At 64.1% G+C, this 18,815-nt stretch carries 14 protein-coding genes and 1 pseudogene; 6 read left to right on the top strand and 9 right to left on the bottom strand.

The genetic code is table 11. From position 1 onward, the window contains the following. Positions 1–139: 139 nt before the first annotated feature. A pseudogene (locus Q6D67_RS21750) lies at positions 140–384 on the top strand (AbgT family transporter); the annotation flags it as partial. 70 nt (positions 385–454) lie between these two features. Continuing rightward, positions 455–589 carry a hypothetical protein gene (locus Q6D67_RS21745; RefSeq protein ID WP_370551930.1) on the top strand — a complete coding sequence of 45 codons (135 nt, stop codon included), beginning with the start codon at positions 455–457 and terminating at the stop codon, positions 587–589. On the opposite strand, the gene Q6D67_RS07305 is transcribed toward Q6D67_RS21745, so the two are convergent. Continuing rightward, entirely contained in the window at positions 590–3,097 is a 2,508-nt protein-coding gene (locus tag Q6D67_RS07305; protein ID WP_304704928.1) for a TonB-dependent receptor, read from the bottom strand. Positions 3,098–3,256: 159 nt separating this feature from the next. Continuing rightward, complete coding sequence (locus tag Q6D67_RS07300; protein WP_304704927.1) at positions 3,257–3,862, bottom strand: isochorismatase family protein; 606 nt, start codon at positions 3,860–3,862, stop codon at positions 3,257–3,259. Between the two features lie 155 nt (positions 3,863–4,017). On the opposite strand from Q6D67_RS07300, the gene Q6D67_RS07295 reads away from it, so the two are divergent. The 3 genes from Q6D67_RS07295 (at position 4,018) to Q6D67_RS07285 (ending at position 8,798) form a co-directional block, all read left to right on the top strand. After that, entirely contained in the window at positions 4,018–5,181 is a 1,164-nt protein-coding gene (locus Q6D67_RS07295; protein ID WP_304704926.1) for an efflux RND transporter periplasmic adaptor subunit, read from the top strand. Then, positions 5,182–8,304 (top strand): efflux RND transporter permease subunit, encoded by a 3,123-nt coding sequence (locus tag Q6D67_RS07290; protein ID WP_304704925.1) that lies wholly within the window; start codon positions 5,182–5,184, stop codon positions 8,302–8,304. Between the two features lie 224 nt (positions 8,305–8,528). After that, positions 8,529–8,798, top strand: a complete 270-nt coding sequence (locus Q6D67_RS07285) for a hypothetical protein (RefSeq protein WP_304704924.1) — start codon at positions 8,529–8,531, stop codon at positions 8,796–8,798. On the opposite strand, the gene Q6D67_RS07280 is transcribed toward Q6D67_RS07285, so the two are convergent. From Q6D67_RS07280 to Q6D67_RS07270, 3 genes are all read right to left on the bottom strand, one after another. Further along, the gene (locus Q6D67_RS07280; protein WP_304704923.1) at positions 8,799–9,086 is read right to left on the bottom strand and encodes a DUF1244 domain-containing protein; all 288 of its coding nucleotides are present in this window, start codon (positions 9,084–9,086) and stop codon (positions 8,799–8,801) included. Positions 9,087–9,175: 89 nt separating this feature from the next. Then, positions 9,176–10,306 (bottom strand): helix-turn-helix transcriptional regulator, encoded by a 1,131-nt coding sequence (locus Q6D67_RS07275; RefSeq protein ID WP_304704922.1) that lies wholly within the window; start codon positions 10,304–10,306, stop codon positions 9,176–9,178. A gap of 75 nt (positions 10,307–10,381) precedes the next feature. Beyond that, the gene (locus tag Q6D67_RS07270) at positions 10,382–11,404 is read right to left on the bottom strand and encodes a TIGR03617 family F420-dependent LLM class oxidoreductase (protein ID WP_304704921.1); all 1,023 of its coding nucleotides are present in this window, start codon (positions 11,402–11,404) and stop codon (positions 10,382–10,384) included. Between the two features lie 138 nt (positions 11,405–11,542). Between Q6D67_RS07270 and Q6D67_RS07265 the strand changes: the two genes are divergently transcribed. Beyond that, the gene (locus Q6D67_RS07265; protein ID WP_304704920.1) at positions 11,543–12,373 is read left to right on the top strand and encodes an SDR family oxidoreductase; all 831 of its coding nucleotides are present in this window, start codon (positions 11,543–11,545) and stop codon (positions 12,371–12,373) included. A gap of 21 nt (positions 12,374–12,394) precedes the next feature. Here the strand turns inward: Q6D67_RS07265 and Q6D67_RS07260 are convergent, their stop codons facing one another. The 4 genes from Q6D67_RS07260 to dnaE form a co-directional block, all read right to left on the bottom strand. Beyond that, positions 12,395–13,168 carry an SDR family NAD(P)-dependent oxidoreductase gene (locus Q6D67_RS07260; protein ID WP_304704919.1) on the bottom strand — a complete coding sequence of 258 codons (774 nt, stop codon included), beginning with the start codon at positions 13,166–13,168 and terminating at the stop codon, positions 12,395–12,397. A 14-nt stretch (positions 13,169–13,182) separates the two neighbouring features. Continuing rightward, a complete protein-coding gene (locus Q6D67_RS07255; protein WP_304704918.1) occupies positions 13,183–14,394 on the bottom strand; it encodes an MFS transporter in 1,212 nt (403 codons plus the stop codon). 13 nt (positions 14,395–14,407) lie between these two features. Continuing rightward, positions 14,408–15,199: an SDR family oxidoreductase gene (locus Q6D67_RS07250; RefSeq protein WP_304704917.1), complete on the bottom strand. Its 792-nt coding sequence runs from the start codon at positions 15,197–15,199 to the stop codon at positions 14,408–14,410. 124 nt (positions 15,200–15,323) lie between these two features. Continuing rightward, a complete protein-coding gene (dnaE, locus tag Q6D67_RS07245) occupies positions 15,324–18,812 on the bottom strand; it encodes a DNA polymerase III subunit alpha (protein WP_304704916.1) in 3,489 nt (1,162 codons plus the stop codon). Positions 18,813–18,815 lie beyond the last annotated feature (3 nt).

Raw genomic sequence — 18,815 nt, 5'->3', positions numbered from 1 at the left:
AACTCCTCGTCATGGGGTGGATATGAAGCAGTATAAACTATGTTTCGATATTTATGTGTTTAAATACTAGTTCGGGCTGAGCGTGGTCGACCCAAGGCCCTAAGGCATCCCCGGCCGCTCCGCGGACGGCATCATCCGGGTGGTGAGCCTGGTCAGCGTTGATGGGCTGCAACGCATTGTCTCCAACCTTGTCACCAACTTCACCGGCTTTCCGCCGCCCGGCGTCGTGCTGGTGGCTCTCCTGGGCGTAAGTATCGCCGAACATTCGGGCCTGATCGGCGCGGCGATGCGGGCCTGGTACTCGGGGCCGCTCCGCGCATGGTTACGGTGACCGTGGTCTTCACCGGTATCGTTTCCAACACCGCCGCCGAACTGAGCTACGTGGTGCTGATTCCCCTCGCAGCAGCCCTGCCGCTACCAAAAACAGTTGGGCATCGGCATCCTGATCGCGATCATGCTGCCCTGCTCCATGGTGTTTTTCATGGGTTGGAGCCTGCTGTTTCTCCTCTGGGTGTTTGTGCTCAGCTTGCCAGAGGGGCCGGGCACGCCCACATTTTACAGTGTCGAGGGCGCGTCCGTAGCCAGATGATCAGAAGCTGTAACTGACGTCGACGCCATAGGTGCGCAGCGTCGACGGGTGGTTGAAGGTACCGCCGAACTCCGGCGCCGGAATCACCTCCTGCAGGTACTCCTCATCGGTCAGGTTGCGGCCCCAGGCAGTAACGGTCCAGTTCTGCCCTTCCAGTCCGATCCGCAGGTTCACCGTGTCATAGGGATCACGGCTGGCCCGGGAAAAGTCCTGGTTGAAACCGGGCCCGAAGAAGGCGTTCCAGATAGTCGGGGTCTGCTCACCCTGCAGAGTGTGGAACCACATTTCGCCGGTGTATTGCCAATCCACCCGCGCCACCAGATCAATACCGGAGGCGACCGGATACACAAGCTGGGCACCGAGGTTGCCGGTGACGTCCGGTGCCTGCGGTACATCATTGCCGACCGATGCCGGTCGGTTCCGGTTTTCCTCGATCTCGGAGTCCAGCAAACCTACCCCGCCGTAGAAGCTCAGCTGCTCGGTGGCGAAGAAATTGAAGTCCGCCTCGAAGCCCTGAATGTACATCTCCTCGATGGTGGTCACCGCCCGCAGCAGGCCGAAGGGGCCGGCGAAGAATTCGAAGAACTGGTTGTCCTCGACATCGGTGCGGAACACTGATGCATTCACCCGCAGACGGCGATCCAGCCACTCGGTCTTGAGACCCAGTTCAAGGGACTCGGAGACTTCCTTGTCGTACTCGTCCCGCACCTGCAGCTCGGCATTGACCGCTTCTCCGGGACCACCTCGGCCTGCGTTAAACCAGAACGACAATAGATCATCAGTGCCCACGGAGTTGAAGCCGCCACTGCGGAAACCGATGCCGTAGCTGGCAAACACGGTCATGTCCTCAAGTGGGCGCCAGCTCCAGGTGAGCTTTGGCTGCCACTGGCTGAAGCTGCGCTCGCGGTTGGGGATGCCGTCCGGACTGCTTTCCAGCGCCGGGTTGATCTTGCCTGGCAGGTTGATATTCAGACCCGAGCCGTTCACGTTCGGCACCTGGTTGTCGACCTCCCGCTTTTCGTTGTCGTAGCGAGCTGCGAGGGCGATCTCCATGGTGTCGCTGAGATCAAATTCCAGCTGCCCATAGACCGAGCGCACGCTGGTATCGAACTTGTCCCAGAACAGCAGATCGGTCGGGTTGGGACCCTCGGGGTCAATATAGGGTTGGCGCAGGAAACCCTGGTTCTGGTCTGCACCGTAGGCCACTACCACCTCACGCTTGATCTCGGCAAAGTAGACGCCGCCGATCCAGCTCAGGGGGCCGCTACTGTTGGACACCAGCCGCAGATCCAGGCTCAGGTCCTCCTGGTTGCGCTCCTGGTACTGGTAGCCGTCACACGACAGGGCGGTGTAGGGACCGTACACGCCCTGGAAGTCGGTTTCCGGACCTGGGGGCAGGACACCGAAGGGCTGGAAGAATTCGCCAAACAGATCCGGGCGAGTGAAACTGTTGAGGGTGGCACGATCGCTCTGGCAGGCGGGCGTAACCTCGTAGCCGTAGAAGGTGGCACTGGTACCGTCGGACAGCAGGTATTCGTCAAGGTCGCTATATGCGACGCTCGCAACCAGGTCGGCACCGCCCAGGTCCCAATCTGCCTTGATCGCAAAATCCCGCGTTTCCTGCTCGTTCTCTCCCGGCACATTGAAGGTAAAGTTGAAATCCAGATCATTCACATCGGCGAAGAACTGGGGGCTGCCAAACACAGCCTCGAACTGGGGAATGGCGAATACCGCGTTGAAATTGATCGCACCGCCCTTCACTTCCGAGTAACCGGCGCGGAAGTCCAGGGTAAGATCCTCATTGACGTTCCAGACCATGCGACCGCGTACGCTGTCATCCTCAACAAAATCAACCACGCCATCGCGGCCGGTCAGGCTATTGCGATAGGAGCCGTCATCGCGCCGGGAGCTGAAAGCGAGGCGGCCAAACAGGGTGTCCTCCACTAATGGGCCGCTAATTGAGGCACCGACTTTGTTGGCATCCTGGTTGCCAACGCCACCGCTGATCTTTGCCTCGAACTCGTTGTCGGGCTGGCGGGTCGTGACGAGGATAGCGCCCGCCACTGCGTTGCGGCCATACAGCGCGCCCTGAGGACCTTTCAGTACCTCGATCTGTGCAACGTCGAACAGTTCCTCGTTGAAGCTGTTGGGATTGGTGCTGAGCACGCCGTCGACCACATAGGCAAACGTCGACTCGGCGTCGCGGGTGGAGACAATGCCGCGGATGCTGAGCTGGGTATCACCGACGTTGGCGGTATTGACCAGCGTAACGTTAGGGATCAGGCCAATGTAATCCCCGGCTCGCTCGACACCGGCCCGCTGCAGCGTTTGCTCATCTATCACCGTAATAGCAATCGGCACTTCCTGCAGGTTTTCCGCCCGTTTGCGCGCCGTCACCACCACCTCTTCGATGCTGAAGCCGGCTTCCTGCGCCAACACCAGCGGGGTAGAACCCGATGCTGCAGCTGCCGCCATGCCCAACGCCATCAGATGCTTGCCCGTATTCATGCCTGCACTCCCCATCCACTGTGTTGATTATCAGCGGGAGTCTGACCGCACAGCAAAGGGTCGTTCCCACACCAACTATACCTGTATCTTATTCAAACGGATGACTGCTGCGACAGATATTTTTTTCGTTCCTGTCGCACCCTGAATGTCACCTCGCCGTCACCCGCCCGTCCCGTCGCCCGGCAGCATGGCAAGCATGCTCTCCAGCGCGACCACATCGGCATACTTGGCCTGCATGTCATGCAGATTGGCCCGATGGGCATCCGCATTGCGGTCCCCGACCGCCTCCCGGACCACGACTACCCGGTAATCGTACTGCAGTCCATCCACCACCGTGGCGCGGACACAGCCGCTGGTGGTGAGCCCTGTGACCACCAGGGAATCGACCCCGCGCGCCTGCAATTGCTGGTGCAGGCCCGTCCGGTGAAAGGCGCTGGCCCACTGCTTTTCCAGCAGCACATCGTCGACAGCAAAGGGCAGCGCCGGATCGACTTCGACCCAGGGGGAACCGGGCTGCAGCAGGTCCAGTGCCGGCACCCGGTCGCGGAAAACACGCGCCTGATCGGGGCTGGAGTAAACCACAGTGGTGAAAAAGACCGGCAAGTGGCGCGCATGGAAGGCCTGCAGCAGGGTCTGGTTGGCGGCAATCACGCTGCCGCTCTCCGCCCCCAGCGGACAGGCGGGATCGGTGAACCCGCGCACCAGATCTACCAGCAGCAGGGCTGGCCGCTCTCCGAGACCGAGGTCTATTCTCTCTAAGTCCATGTTCGACGTCCGTTATCGGAATTGGAAACAGGCAAAATTCCTCAGCAGTATAGCAATGGTTTCGCTGTAAAATAATCACAAAGATCCTGCGCCTGGGACTATGCTCTCCGTTACATGATAGTCGAAGACGGGTCACAGAAGCCCAGGTGCCTGGCATGTCAGGAACAATAACGAGAGTACTCGCCCCGCTGCTGGTGATTGCCGCCGGCATTGCCGGTTACGCGCTGCTGCACGCGGCTGCCCCGAAGCCCGCCCAGGAGGAGAGCAAGGCCCGGCCGGTCAGTGTCTTTACGGCGACCGTGCGCAGCGAAAGCCTGACCCTGGACGTGACTACCCAGGGCGAGGTGCGCGCGGCGACCGAACTGGACCTGGTCGCCCAGGTCGGCGGCCGCATCGTCGCGGTCTCTTCCGAGTTCACCGAAGGCGGGCGGATCACCGCGGGGGAAACCCTGCTGGCAATAGAGGATGTCGACTACCGGCTGGCGCTGAGTGAAGCGCGGGCCAGGGTTGCCGAGGCCGAAGTGCGCCTGCAGCAGGCCCTGGCAGACGCCGATGTCGCCCGCAAGCAGCTGCGCAATGATCCGTCCGCCTCTGATCTCGCACTCAAGAAGCCGCAGCTGGCGGAAGCAGAGGCCAATCTGCAGGCGGCCCGGGCGCGGCTGGAGCAGGCTGAACTGAATCTGCAGCGGACCCGCATTGCGCTGCCCTTTGACGGCCGCCTGCTGAACACCCGGGTGAATGTCGGCCAGTATGTCAGCCCCGGCAGTGTCCTGGGCCGCGCCTTCGCCACGGACCGGGTCGAGATCCGGCTGCCCCTGAGCGATGCCCAGCTGGCTGCGCTGGACCTGCCGATAGGCTTCACCGCCGCGCCGGGAGCCGCCCGCAGCGTGACCTTCCGCGCCAGCGTTGCCGGGCGGCAACAGACCTGGCAGGGACGGCTACTGCGTCTGGACGCCGCCATAGACCCGGGCTCACGCATGCTGTTTGCCATGGCCGAAGTGGATGACCCCTATGGCAGTGGTGCTTCCGCTCACGGCATGCCACTGGCGGCCGGCCTGTTCGTCGAGGCGGTGATTCCGGGGCGCAAGCTGGAGCGCGCACTGCTGATACCACCTGAGGCCCTGCGCGCCGGCAACAAGGTACATCTTGTGGATTCCGAGGGCCGTCTGCAAACCCGCGAGGTAGAGGTCCTGTCCCGGGATGCCGACCGGGTCGTCATTGCCGGGGGTCTCGAGCCCGGCGAGCAGGTCATCGTATCCACCATCCGCAACCCGGTGCAGGGCATGGCCCTGGTCGCCATGCCCGGGGGGGCGCAGTAGGTGGAACGCTTTATCCGCTGGTGGGTACTCAACCCGGTGGCGGCGAACCTGCTGATGCTGGGGATTCTGCTGGCGGGGGCGTTCGGCTTCCTGGCCATGGAGCGGGAGGCATTTCCCCGGATCGCGGTCAACCAGGTCCAGGTGGAGATCATCTGGCCCGGGGCTGCGCCGCAGGAAGTGGAGGAACAGATCATTCTCCGGGTCGAGGAGTCGCTCAAGGACCTGGACAACGTGCGCCGGATCACCGCCACCGCGGCAGAAGGCCTGGCGCAGCTGAATGTGGCCACCTGGCCCGGCGTGGATCTCGACAGCTTCCTCAATGAGGTCAAGAACCGGGTCGATGCGGTGACTGCCCTGCCCCGGGATATTGAGCCACCCCGGGTGAAGCGCACCGAGTTTCGCGAGGAGATGATCCGGGTGGCGGTTCACGGCCGCGTCAGCGAGCGTGAGTTGACCCGGCTCGCGGAGGAATTGCGCAACGAGGTCGCCGCCCTGCCCTGGGTGTCCATCGTCGAGCTTTTCGGCACCCGCCGCGAGGAGGTCACCATTGAGCTGGCTGAGGAGTCCATTCGCCGCTACGGCCTGAGCTTCGATGAAGTGGCCGACGCGATCCGCGGCAGTTCCATCAACCTCTCATCGGGCCAGCTGCGCACCGCTACCGGCGATGTGCGCCTGCGCGCCCGCAACCTGGCCGACAGCAGCGAGGAGTTCAGCAATATCATCCTGCGCCAGGATGCCACCGGCGCCACGGTCCGCATCGGCGATGTGGCGCGGGTGGTGGACGGCTACGAGGAGAACGAGATTCTCGCCACCCTGAATGGCGAACCCGCGGTCCTGATCCAGCTGCTCTCCACCGACAATATGCAGGTGGTCAAGGCCAGCGACGCAGTCAAGGCCTGGATGCAGCAGACCCGGCCCGGGCTACCCGATGGCATTGGCCTCACCCTCTGGTTCGACACTGCCGATATCTACAAGAGCCGCATGTCCACCATTCGCGACTCGGCCTGGTTGGGGCTGGCACTCGTGTTCCTGGTGCTGATCCTGTCGCTGCGGCCAAAAGTGGCGCTGTGGGTCACGGCCGGTATCGCGGTGGCCTTTATCGGCACCTTTTCGCTGTTGCCGGCCAACGATGTGTCACTCAACATCATGTCCACCTTTGCGTTCCTGCTGGTGCTGGGAATTGTGGTGGATGACGCCATCGTGGTGGGCGAGAGCATCCATCACGAGGCGCACCTGCGCGGTGGCGGTGTAGAGTCCGCGGTAGCGGGTGCCCATGCCGTCGCGCGACCGGTGATCTTCGCGGTGCTGACGACGATGATTGCCTTCGCGCCCTGGTTTTTCCTCGACATCGAAGGTGGGCAAATGACCCGCCAGTTCTCCATCGTTATTACCGTGGCGCTGACGATCTCCCTGATCGAGGCTTTCTGCATCCTGCCCTCCCACCTGCGCCACCTGGAGCATCGCGAGCATCTGGGGCGCTGGCGCCAGCGCCAGAAGCAGTTGGAAGAGAGCATCGTCAGCTTCGCCAATACGCGCTATCGCAGCCTGCTGCGGCAGGCAACAGAGCATCGCTATCTCACCACCAGCCTGTTCGCCGCCGCCTTTCTGCTCAGCCTCGGCGTATTCACCGCCGGCTGGGTCAAGTTTACCTTCTTCCCGGAAGTGCAGAACGAACAGATTCATATCAACGTGGTGATGCCCAGCGGCGCTCCCTATTCCAGGGCGCTGGCGGTGCTGGAGCAGCTGCAGGAGGCGGAGCGGCAGCTCATCGCAGAGGTTGAAGCCGAGGCTGCCGCCAGTGGCGGCAAGCGCGCGCTGGTGGAGGGCTGGTATACCCGCTCGCGTCGCGACAGTGTCATCGCCATTGTGAAATTGTCACCGCCAGAGCAGCGCGCCCTCTCGGCCAGGGAAGCCGCCGAGAGACTTCGGGCACTGGTGGGAGATGTCCCCGACGCGGAAGAAATCGAAGTGAATTACACCCTCAATGACCAGGGTCCGGCCATTACCCTGGTCCTGCGCCATCGCGACCTGGAATTGCTGCAGGCCGCCAGCGCTGAACTGCAGGAGCAACTGCGCAGCTACACTGGCAGCTATTACGTGCGCGACAGCCTGCGGGCGGGAGCTGATGAGATACACCTGCAGCTGCGGCCGGGCGCCGAGAAAATGGGGATCAATCTGGCGGATGTCTCGCGCCAGGTCCGCCAGGCCTATTACGGCGAGGAAGTACAGCGCCTGCCGCGGGAGTATGGCGATGTGCGGGTAATGGTGCGCTACCCCGGCGCACTGCGGGAAAATCTGGCGAGTCTGGATAATTTCCGGGTACGCACCGCCGACGGCAGGGAGATCCCCCTGCTGTCTGTGGTGGACGTCGAGGTTGCCAGCGCCGTCGAGCGTATCCAGCGCCGGGACGGTGAACGCATGGTGGAAATTTCCGCCGAAGCCGCGCCGGAACTGGTCAGTGACATCAACAGCGATCTGCATGAACAGTTCCTGCCCGGCCTGCAGGAACGCTACCCGGATCTGGTGGTATTGCGCGGCGGCCAGCAGGAGACCGAAGAGGAGTTCTTCAACGAAATCATTGCGCTGTACGCCATCGCCCTGTTCGTGATGTACGCCCTGATTGCGGTAGCCTTCCACTCCTATGCGCTGCCGCTGCTGATCATGACCGCAATCCCCTTCGGCTTCATGGGAGCGGTATTTGGGCACCTGCTGTTCGGTACGCCCATGGCGCTGTTCTCTTACTTTGGTATCGGTGCCGCGGCCGGTGTGGTGGTCAATGACAACCTGGTCCTGGTGGACTACATCGGGCGCCTGCGCGAGCGCGGTAGCGCCACCGTGGAGGCAGTGATAGAAGCGGGTGTGGCGCGCTTCCGGCCCATCCTGCTGACCACGGTCACCACCTTCGTTGGCCTGATCCCGATCATGGCGGAGCGCTCCACCGATGCCCAGTTCCTCAAGCCCGCGGTGTTGTCGCTGGCCTTCGGGGTCCTGTTCGCCCTGTTGGTAACCCTGCTCATGGTGCCGGCCCTGTACCTGGTGGGAGAGGACTGCAAAAATCTCGCTGGCCGTCTCCGGCGGAATCGCAGATCACTGCCGGCGAAGTTGCCGGTGCGGGATGCCTGAAGTTCCCGCCCCGTTTCGGTAAAAATCCCGGCAGTCGCAGTTGTATTGTCATGTTCAACGGCTATGCTTCGCTCCGCTTGCTGGCACGGAGATTGCCTCGATATCCAGACAAGAGGCACACAGCCGGTTTCGCGGGTCCCGCGCCCCCTCGGCGCGCTGTGGCGGTGCGGGCATGCACTGCCATAGTGCCATAGTGCCATATTAGCGTTACGGAGAACCCGACCATGCCACAGCCAGTGATTGAACAGGACCCACTGCAGCGCGCCGTTGCCGACCTGGTGGTGGCAGAAATGCTGTTCCTGCATGCGACCGTGGAAAGCATGTCCGTCATCGGCAAGGGTGTGCGTCAGCTGGGCCGGCACCTGGTGGCAGCCCCCTCCGACCCGGACCAGCCGGTCGGTTCCATTGCCGCCCTGCTGCAGACGACCGCCGGCCGTGCCCTGGAGCCTTACCGCACCCGCCTCAGCTACCTGCGGCAGATGCAGGACCTGTAGTCATTCCGGCTGCCGCGCCTTGAACGTCGCCAGCTGCTCCGCGCTGGCGGGCTGCTGGTACAGCGCCTTCCACTCGCTGTAGGGCATCCCGTAAATCCGCTCTCGCGCTTGCGCATCCGCGACGACTTCTCCCGCCTCTGCCGCCGCCTCCGCGTACCATTTCGCCAGACAGTTGCGGCAGAATCCCGCCAGGTTCATCAGCTCGATATTCTGCACATCCTTGCGGCTGTCGAGGTGGGCGAGCAGGCGCCGGAAGACAGCGGCTTCAATCGCATCGGTATTGGCCATGGTTCACACTCCGTAACAGGAAATCAGTCGCCCCCATCGGGGCAATCAGTCGCCCCCATCGGGGCAATCAGTCGCGCCGATGGGCGCAATCAGTCGCCCATCGGGGCGACGCTGCCAAGAATCAACTGTACCAGACGGGTCTGGCGGGTGACGCCGGTCTTGGCGAAAACGGCGCTCAGATGGGACTTGCCGGTGTTGCGGGAAATATGCAGCTGCTCGCAGGCCTCATCCAGCGTTGCGCCTCCTGCCAGCAGCAGGCTGAGGTTGGCTTCAGCCCGGGTCAGGCTGAACAGGGTCATCAGGATATCGGCAGGCGCCTCACGCGGGTGCAGCGGATCCGAGACAAAAATGGCCACCGACGGATTGCGGCTACCGTCCGGGGCCGCGACCAGCGGCAGCGGGCGCAGCAACATGCCGGCGCCGGCGGCAGCGCCAGAGCCCAGGCGCAGAGCCTTCACCAACCCCGGCTCGCCACGGAGATGGGCCCGCATCACATCATCCAGACAGGTGCGAAACGCGCGCTGGTCACTCTGATTCAGCAGCCGCAGCTGACCGTCCTCCGCTGTCAGCCAATGCCCCTCCGCCAGCAGCCTGTCCGCGGCCTCATTGCTGTGGCGGATACGCGCGCGCTGATCGAGAATAAACGCGGCCAGCGCCATGCGGTCGACCGCGGCCGCAAACAGGGAACGCTCGCTCTCCACCCGGGCGATACGCGCCTGCAGGCGGATCGTCTGCTGGATGTGGGGCAGCAGGCGCAGGCACAGCGCGCGCTCCGCAGTGGAAAAATTTTCGCGCCCGATTACCCGGGCGAAACGCAGCCGCGCGCTGTTGCCCAGCGCATCACCCAGATCCGCCCCCATCAGGTGCCGAATCCCGGTGGTTTCCACATACTGCCGGTAGTAGTCGGAGCTGTAGTAGTCCTCCGCAGCCATGAACTCGTCCACCGTGAATACCTGGCCCGGCGGCAGGTTGATAAACGGGTCCAGCGCAAAATAGCTTTCGTTGTAGGCCGAGTAGGCCGCCGGCGACAGCACCACCGAGTTGATCACCAGGCCGGCATCGCCCTCCCTGGGTGCGCGCAGGATCAGGGTCACGAAATCCGCCGCCAGAGCCTCGCCCAGCAGGCGCAGGAACTCCTCCCAGGGCGGTTCCGCGACCGGCCCACGGGACAGGGCCAGCAACAGCTCATTCATCGGCTCTGAGATCTGGTAGTCGCGCATTGGTACCCTGCCTTAAAGCAGCGATTGTCCTGCCTCTGCTGTTGGCGGTCAAACGCCCCGCCGGGACTGGCCGGGTCAGCTGCGCAGGCGGGCGATGGCGGTCGCTGCCAGGGTGTCGTCCGCGGGGTCCTCGGGCATGGGAAAGGTGATGCTGTGGGCCAGGCCGGCGTAGCGCGCACGCAGCACGTCGGCAATTTCGGCGTAGCTGCCGCGAGGTACAAACTGCTCCAGCATTGTGTCGGTAACGATGTTGCCCAGGTCCGGCCAGCGACCCTCGCGGGTCAGGTCCAGCAGTTGCTGGCCTTTGTCCTGCCAGCCGAACAGTTCCAGGCTGGGCCAATAGGCAGGTGTGGAATAGAGGAACCCGAGCAGGCGGCGCTGCCGCTCCCACGCCTCCGCCACCGCCTGCTCGTCGCGCCCCGTCGCAATCAGCGGCCCCAGCATCAGGCGGAAATCAGCCGCCGCTCGGCCACCCTGCTCCAGCCCGCCCTGCAGCCGGGGCAGGCACACCTCGCGGATGTAGGCAGGGGGCGTATTCGTGGGATGGGTAATTATGCCATCCGCCACCCGCCCCACCATACGCGTCATGGCGGGGCCTACCGCCCCGCCGAGTAGCGGGATGTGCGGGTGTGCTATCGGGCCGGGATTGAAAAAGGGCTGCAGGCGGGTGAAGCAATAGTGTTCCCCCTCAAAGCACAGGGGCTCACCGCTCTGGAAGCTGTGGAAGATGGCCTGCAGGGATTGCAGGTACTCGCGCAGTTGCGCTACCGGCGCCACCCAGCGCGCCGAGTAACGCTCCTCGATATTCTGTTTGATCTGGGTGCCCAGCCCCAGCTCAAAGCGGCCTGCGGACATTTGCTGCAAGTCCCAGGCGGCAACGGCGACCGTCATCGGGCTGCGCGGGAAGGCCACCAGCACTGCGGTACCTACCACCAGGGTGCGCGTGGCGTGCAGGGCCATGGCCGCCAGCAGCAAGCCGTCGTGGACCGCATCCGGCACCTGCAGGCCGTCGAAGCCCATGGCTTCAGCCCGCGCTGCATGAGCGCCGATTGCACCCGGGCCCATGGTTTCGGGGGTCGTGGCATAAACTCTGAACATGACTTGACCTCAATGAATTCAAACCGCTAACTTTAGCGCCAGTTGCGCTTGCTGTATTGCGGCAGCTTCAGCGCCAAACTGAGCCGGTTCACCCACCGCGCCGCCGCGAAACCCCTTCATCCTGACCGGAGTACAATCATGACCCAGCGCAAAGTCGCCTTCCTCACCGGCGCCAGCCGCGGTATCGGGGCGATCACCGCCGTCGCGCTGGCCCGCGCCGGCTACGACCTGGCCTTGACGGCGCGAACCCTGCGTGAGGGCGAACAACACGAGCACGGCAGCTGGGAGTCACAGGCCAGCGCCCTGCCCGGCAGCCTGGAAGCCACCGCCGCGGCCGCCCGGGAGCACGGGGCGGATACCCTGTTGCTGCGCTCCGATATCCTCGACACCGCAAGCGTGCTCGCGGCGGCCGACCAGGCTCTGGAGCACTTTGGCCGGGTGGACCTGCTGTTCAACAATGCCTGCTACCAGGGCCCCGGCAACCTGCAGCGGGTGCTGGAGGTCACTCTGGAGCAGGCGGAGAACGTGTACCGCGGCAATGTGCTGACGCCGCTGGCACTGGTGCAGAAGCTGCTGCCGGGCATGCTGGCGCGGGGCGAGGGCAGCGTCATCAACATGGCCTCCGGTTCCGCTCTCGCGGACCCGCCCGCGCCCGCGGACCAGGGCGGCTGGAGTTTCGTCTACCCCTCCTCCAAGGCCGCGCTGATCCGCATGGTACCGAGCCTGCGGGTGGAGCACGCCGACAGCGGCGTACGCTTCTTCAGCGTGGAACCGGGGTTCGTGCTGACTGAGGTCATGAAGGCCAACGGTTACGGCGTCGACATCCCCACCCTCTACCAACCCACTGAACCTGAGGCCATCGCCGAGGTTGTGGTGTGGCTGGCGGAATCAGAGGATGCCCTGGCCTGGCACGACAAGGGCGTGATCCGCGCGCCGCAGCTGCACCGCAAGCTGTTCGCCGAACACTAACGCTAAGCGTGACAGGCGAGCTCAGGGCTTCCAGGGCACGCCGTTGATGTGTCCACCGCCATCGACGTAGAGGGTGTTGCCGGTCATGTAGCGCGAGCCCTCGCTGGCGAGGAACAACACCACCGGGGCAATATCCTCTTCCGGGTCGCCGCTGTAGCCCATGGGGATCATCTTCTGGATCCCGGCCATCATTTCCGGCATTTCGGCCATCCGCGCCTTGAATGCCGGCGTCGCCGCCCCCGGGCAGATCGCGTTGCAGGTAATGCCGTCCCTGCCCCATTCCACCGCCGCTGTGCGGGTCAGCGTACGCACCGCTTCCTTGGCGCAGTTGTAGTCCACCGTGCCGGCGTGGGCGTTGACCCCGTTCAGCGAGCACATGTTGATGATGCGGCCGCAGCGCTGGGCTGCCATGGTCGGGTATACCGCCTGCATGGCGGCCAGCACCGCGTGGAAGCCCGCGGTCAATGAACCGGCGAGCCGCTCATCGCTTATGCTACTAACGCTGGTAGCACCGCTGCCGGTGGGATAGGCATTGTTGACCAGAACATCCACCCGGCCGAATTCGCTCAAGGTCCGGTCGACCATGGCGCGCACGCTGGCCAGATCGCCGACGTCGGTCTCGATAAAGAGCCCCTGGCCGCCGAGTGAGGCCAGCGAGTCGGCGACCGCCTGGCCGCGCTCACGATCGATTTCGGCCACCACCACGGTCCAGCCGGCGCGGGCAAAACTGCGGGCGACACCCTCGCCAATACCGCCACCGGCGCCGGTGATAATCACGATCTCAGCTTGGTGCATGGTTCAGCTCCTGTTCAAACGGGTTTCGCGGCCGCCGGCATGCGAATCATCGGCAACAGCACCAGGCCGACCAGCAGCGCAACCACGAAGCCGAGGAACGCGCCGGTATAGCTGCCGGTGGTATCGTGCACGAGTCCCGCCAGGGGTGGCCCGAGCAGGGTCATGGGCATGATCACCGGATTCATCATGCCCATGACCCGGCCGTAGTTGACGGCGCCGAACAGCACCGCCAGCAGCGCGCCCCAGACCGGCAACATGCCGCCGGCGGCGAGGCCGAGACTGATACTGCCCAGCAGCAACATGCTGTAGCTACCCCCGACGACGTAGAATACGACTCCCACAATCACCAACGCCATGGCCGCGGCGAGCCCCGCGCGCAGGTCGACGCGGTCGGCAATGGCCCCGAAACCCAGCTTGCCGACGATGCCGGCCAGCGCCATCGAGGAAATCAGGAACGCGGCACGTTCCGCCGTGGCGCCGGCATCCAGGGCAAAGGGCACCAGGTTCGCGAGCAGCGCGGAATAGACCCCGAACAGCAGGCTGATGGCGACTGCCACCAGCCAGAAATTACGCTCCCGCAGCAGCGCAGCCGTGGACAGGGGTGGCGGCAGCGGGCCGCTGCTGGCCGGGGGTGCATCGCCATCCGGATGCAGGCCCCGGTCGGCGGGCCGGTTGGCCACCAGCCAGATCGCGGGCAGGGTCAGCAGCAGCGTGCCGGTACCCAGAATACGCAGGGCGTTGCGCCATTCGAAACTGTCGATCAGCCACTGCACCAGCGGCGGAAACAAAAAACCGCCGACGGAGGTACCGACCGCAGCTATGCCCAGGGCCATACCGCGACGCCGGCTGAACCAGCGCGCCAGCAGGGTTGAGGTGGTCAGTGGACCCAGCAAATTGAGACCCAGCATCATCAGCGCCGCATAGATGATCGGCACCTGCCAGCTGGCGGTGGTAAAGGACAGCAGGATATAGCCCAGGGCCAGACCCGCGGCGCCCAGAAACATCATCAGCCGCAGTGAACCGCGGTCGATCAGGCTGCCCATGAACGGCGACAGCAGGCCGCCGGCCAGGGTCATGCCGGTGATGCCCAGCATCATGGTCATGCGGCTGGCCTCGAAAGCCGCACCCAGGGGTACCGCGACCACGCTGTAGGAGTACATGATGGAGCCGCTGCTGACCATCAGTACCAGAAACGCCACACCGACCAGCAACCAGCCGTAGAACATCAGCGAACTCCCGTTAAACCGGCATGTACTCGCCGCCATTCACATCCAGGCCGGCACCGGTCACTACGCGCGCGTAATCCGAGGCCAGAAACACCGCGGCCTTGGCACAGTCACCGTCGTCGGGAATGTGGCCGAGGGGGATGTTGCGGGTGACTTCGGCGATGAGCTCTTCCTTCGGCCGCCCGCTGGCCTGGGCCTGCCAGTCAAAATAGCCCGCGACCGCCGGCCCCCACATCCAGCCCATGTGGCAGCTGTTGACCCGGATATTGTCCTTCCCCAGTTCCAGCGCCAGGTGCTTGGTGGCATTGCGCAGCGCTGACTTGGAGGCGCCGTAACCACCCTGGGTCGCCAGCGGCTTGTGCTCCACCATGGTGGCGATCATGACGATGGCGCCGCCGCCACCGGACCGCAGGTGCGGTATACAGGCCTGGGTCAGCTGCATGGTGCCGAAGAAATTGACCTCCATGCTGCGGCGCCAGCCGTCCAGATCAGCTTCCGCGATCGGCTCGAAATTGCCGGGGTCATAGGCGCTGTTGAACAGCACGTCAATGCGGCCAAAAGCTTCCATGGTAGCGCTGGCAAGCGCCTCGCACTGGCTCTTGTCGGCGATATCCGTCACCACCTTCAAAGTACGGGTACCGAGGCCGAGAGTTTCGATCTCGGCCTCTGCGGCATCCAGCTTGGCCGGCGTGCGGGCTGCCAGCACCACGCCCGCAGCTCCCTCGCGCGCAGCCAGGGTTGACAGCTCCTGGCCCAGGCCCGGGCCAATACCGGAAACGATCACAATCTTGTCTTTTAACAGCACGGCAGATACTCCTCGGTTCTTATGTTTGGCAGATACTGAAGCTCGATTCTGGGCGCTGGGGAACCCGGGCGCAATGCAGGGACCGAGGTAGCGGGGACTGGTGCAGCAGATCGAACCGGGGGAATCAGGCGTAGTGCAGGGCGACGCGGTCGTTGCCGACGCAATCCCTGAGCTGCTGCAGGAGATCGTCGCTGGGCACCACGGACCAGCGCTTACCGAGCCGCACCCGGGCGCGATTGTGGGGCTGGCGGTAGAGCAGTGACACCGGGCAGCTGCCGCCACCGGCGCCCTCCAGGGTCTGGGCCAGGCGCTCGGCCAGTTTTTCGTCCAGCATGTCCTGCCAGACCTCTATGGTGAGTTCGGCGGCGAATGACTGTCGCGCCTCCAGCAGGCTGCGAACTTCCTTGGCGCGGACCGACAGACCGCCGGAGTAATCGTCGTGAGCAACGCTGCCCTCGACAATCACGATCTGGTCCTTGGCCAGGATATCGCGTTTTTCATTGAAGGTATCGGCGTAGATCGTGACCTCGATACGCGCGCTGCGATCATCGAGCTGGAGAATGGCCATGGTGTCGCCGCGCCGGGTCTTCATGGTCCGCGAGGCCACTACCAGCCCCGCCAGCACCTGTGTGCCCTGCTTGTCCGCCCGCAGGTCGGCGATACGGGTGGGAGCGAACTTGCGCACCTCCTGTTCGTACTCGTCGATGGGATGGCCGGTGACATAAAGCCCCAGCGTGTCCTTTTCCCCGCCCAGGCGTTCGCGACCGCTCCACGGGCGCGCCGCGCGGAACCCGGCATAGACATCGCCTTCGGCACTGACCGGGCCCGGCACGACCTCGCCGAACAGATCCGCCATGCCGCTGTCCCGATTGCTGGCGCTCTGCTCCGCAGTCTTCAGGGCATCGTCCAGCGCCGCCATCAGCACCCAGCGTTCCACCCCGAGGCTGTCGAAGGCACCGGCGCGGATCAGCGCCTCGATCGCGCGGCGGTTGACCTTGCGCGGATCGGTGCGGGTGCAGAAATCAAACAGGTCCCGGAACGGGCCGCCCTCCTCCCGGGCCCGCAACAGGTTTTCCACCGGGCCTTCGCCCAGGCCCTTGATCGCGCCCAGGCCGTAGATGACGTCATCGTCGGCATCCACGGTAAACATGTACTGGCCTTCGTTGACATCGGGCAGGCGCAACACCAGCTTCATTGCCCGGCACTCTTCCACGAACACCACGATCTTGTCGGTATTCTGCAGTTCCGAACTCATCACCGCCGCCATGAAGTGCGCGGGATAGTGCGTTTTCAGCCAGGCGGTCTGGTAGGACACCAGGGCGTAGGCGGCGGAGTGCGATTTGTTGAAACCGTAACCGGCGAACTTTTCCACCAGGTCGAAGATCTTGATCGCCAGATCGCCATCCACGCCCTTGTCGCTGGCGCCCTGTTCAAAGACCGCGCGCTGCTTGGCCATCTCTTCGGGCTTTTTCTTGCCCATGGCCCGGCGCAACAGGTCCGCCTCGCCGAGGCTGTAGCCAGCCAGCTCCTGGGCAATCTGCATCACCTGCTCCTGATACAGGATGATGCCATAGGTGGGCTCGAGGATCGGTTGCAATAACGGGTGCTGGTACTGGGCATCCGGGAACGAGATGGCCTCGCGCCCGTGCTTGCGATTGATGAAGTTGTCGACCATGCCCGACTGCAGCGGCCCCGGGCGGAACAGCGCTACCAGGGCAACGATGTCCTCGAAACAGTCCGGCTGCAGGCGCTTGATCAGGTCCTTCATGCCGCGGGATTCGAGCTGGAACACGGCGGTCGTCTCCGCCGCCTGCAGCAGCTTGAACACAGGCTGATCATCCAGGGGAATCAGCGAGATATCCAGCGCTGCCTCACCCTGGCCACCGCGCACTGCATTGATCATGCGCACCGCCCAGTCGATGATGGTCAGGGTGCGCAGGCCGAGGAAGTCGAACTTGACCAGACCCGCCTCTTCGACGTCGCCCTTGTCGTACTGGGTGACCAGGCTGGCGCCGGTCTCGTCGCAGTACAGGGGCGAGAAATCGGTGAGCTTCGAGGGCGCAATCACCACGCCGCCGGCATGCTTGCCGACACCCCGGGTAATGCCCTCCAGCTGCAGGGCCATGTCCCAGATTTCCAGGGCCTGGGTGTCTTCGTCGAGGAAGGTGCGCAGCACCTCCTCCTGCTCCAGCGCCTTCGCCAGGGTCATGCCCACTTCGAAGGGAATCATCTTCGACAGCTTGTCGCCCAGGCTGTAGGGCCTGCCCTGCACCCGGGCCACATCGCGCACCACCGCCTTCGCTGCCATGGTGCCGAAGGTAATGATCTGGGACACGGCCTCGCGACCATAGGTCTCCGCCACATAGTCGATAACCCGGTCGCGCCCGTCCATGCAGAAGTCGACATCGAAGTCGGGCATCGACACCCGCTCCGGGTTCAGGAAGCGCTCGAACAGCAGGTCGTACTGCAGCGGATCGAGATCGGTAATCTCCAGGGCATAGGCCACCAGAGAACCGGCGCCGGAACCGCGCCCGGGCCCCACCGGGATCTCCTGCTGCTTGGCCCAGCGAATGAAGTCCATCACGATCAGGAAGTAACCGGGGAAGCCCATCTGGACAATGGTCTCCAGCTCGAAATCGAGCCGCGCCCGGTACTCGGCCTGCTGCCCGGCAAACTCCGGCGACGCCCTATCGAACAGCTTCGCCAGGCGCCGGTCCAGGCCCTCGTGGGAAAGCTGGCGAAAGTATTCGTCCATGGTAAGCCCGGCGGGCACCGGATAGTCGGGCAGATAGGGCTTGCCCAGTTCCAGTACCAGATTGCAGCGACGGGCGATCTCGACGCTGTTGGCCAGCGCCTCGGGGATATCGGCGAACAGCTCGGCCATTTCCTCAGGCGTACGCAGGTACTGCTGCTCGGTGTAGGTGCGCGCCCGGCGCGGATCGTCCAGGGTCCGGCCCTCGCGGATGCAGACCCGGGCTTCATGCGCCTCGAACTCGCTGGCATCGAGAAAGCGCACATCGTTGGTTGCAACCACCGGACACTGCAGACTGGTCGCCAGCTCCACCGCCGCGTGCAAATGGGTTTCGTCTCCCTCGCGGCCGGTGCGGTGCAGCTCCAGGTAGAAGCGCCCCGGGTACAGGGACAGCCAGTGCCGGGCGCGCTCCTCGGCGAGAGCCGGACGCTCGGCCAGCAGCGCCTGGCCAACATCGCCGGCGGAACCGCAGGACAGGGCGATCAGGCCATCGCTGCGCTCGGCCAGCCACGCCTTGTGCACCCGGGCAACCCCCAGGTGCTGACCCTCGGTATAGGCACGGGAAATCAGGACCGTGAGGTTGCGGTAGCCGATGTCGTTCATGGCCAGCAGACACAGGGGGTAGGCGCGCTCGGGGTCGTCCTCGTCCAGCACCTTCAGGTCCACCCCGAATATGGGCTTGATCCCGGCGGCGAAGGCAGCCTTGTATACCTTTACCAGCGCGTAGAAATTGCAAAGGTCGGTCACACCGACCGCCGCCATGCCCAGTGCCGCAACCCGCTCGACCAGCGGTTTTACCCGCACCAGGCCATCGACCAGAGAGTATTCCGTGTGCAGTCTTAGATGTACGAAGTCGGTCATCGG

The organism is Haliea sp. E1-2-M8, from assembly GCF_030649675.1.
Taxonomy (GTDB): Bacteria; Pseudomonadota; Gammaproteobacteria; order Pseudomonadales; family Halieaceae; genus Haliea.
The sequence above is the reverse complement of the archived record's forward strand: the minus strand, read 5'-3'. Positions and strand labels throughout refer to the sequence as shown.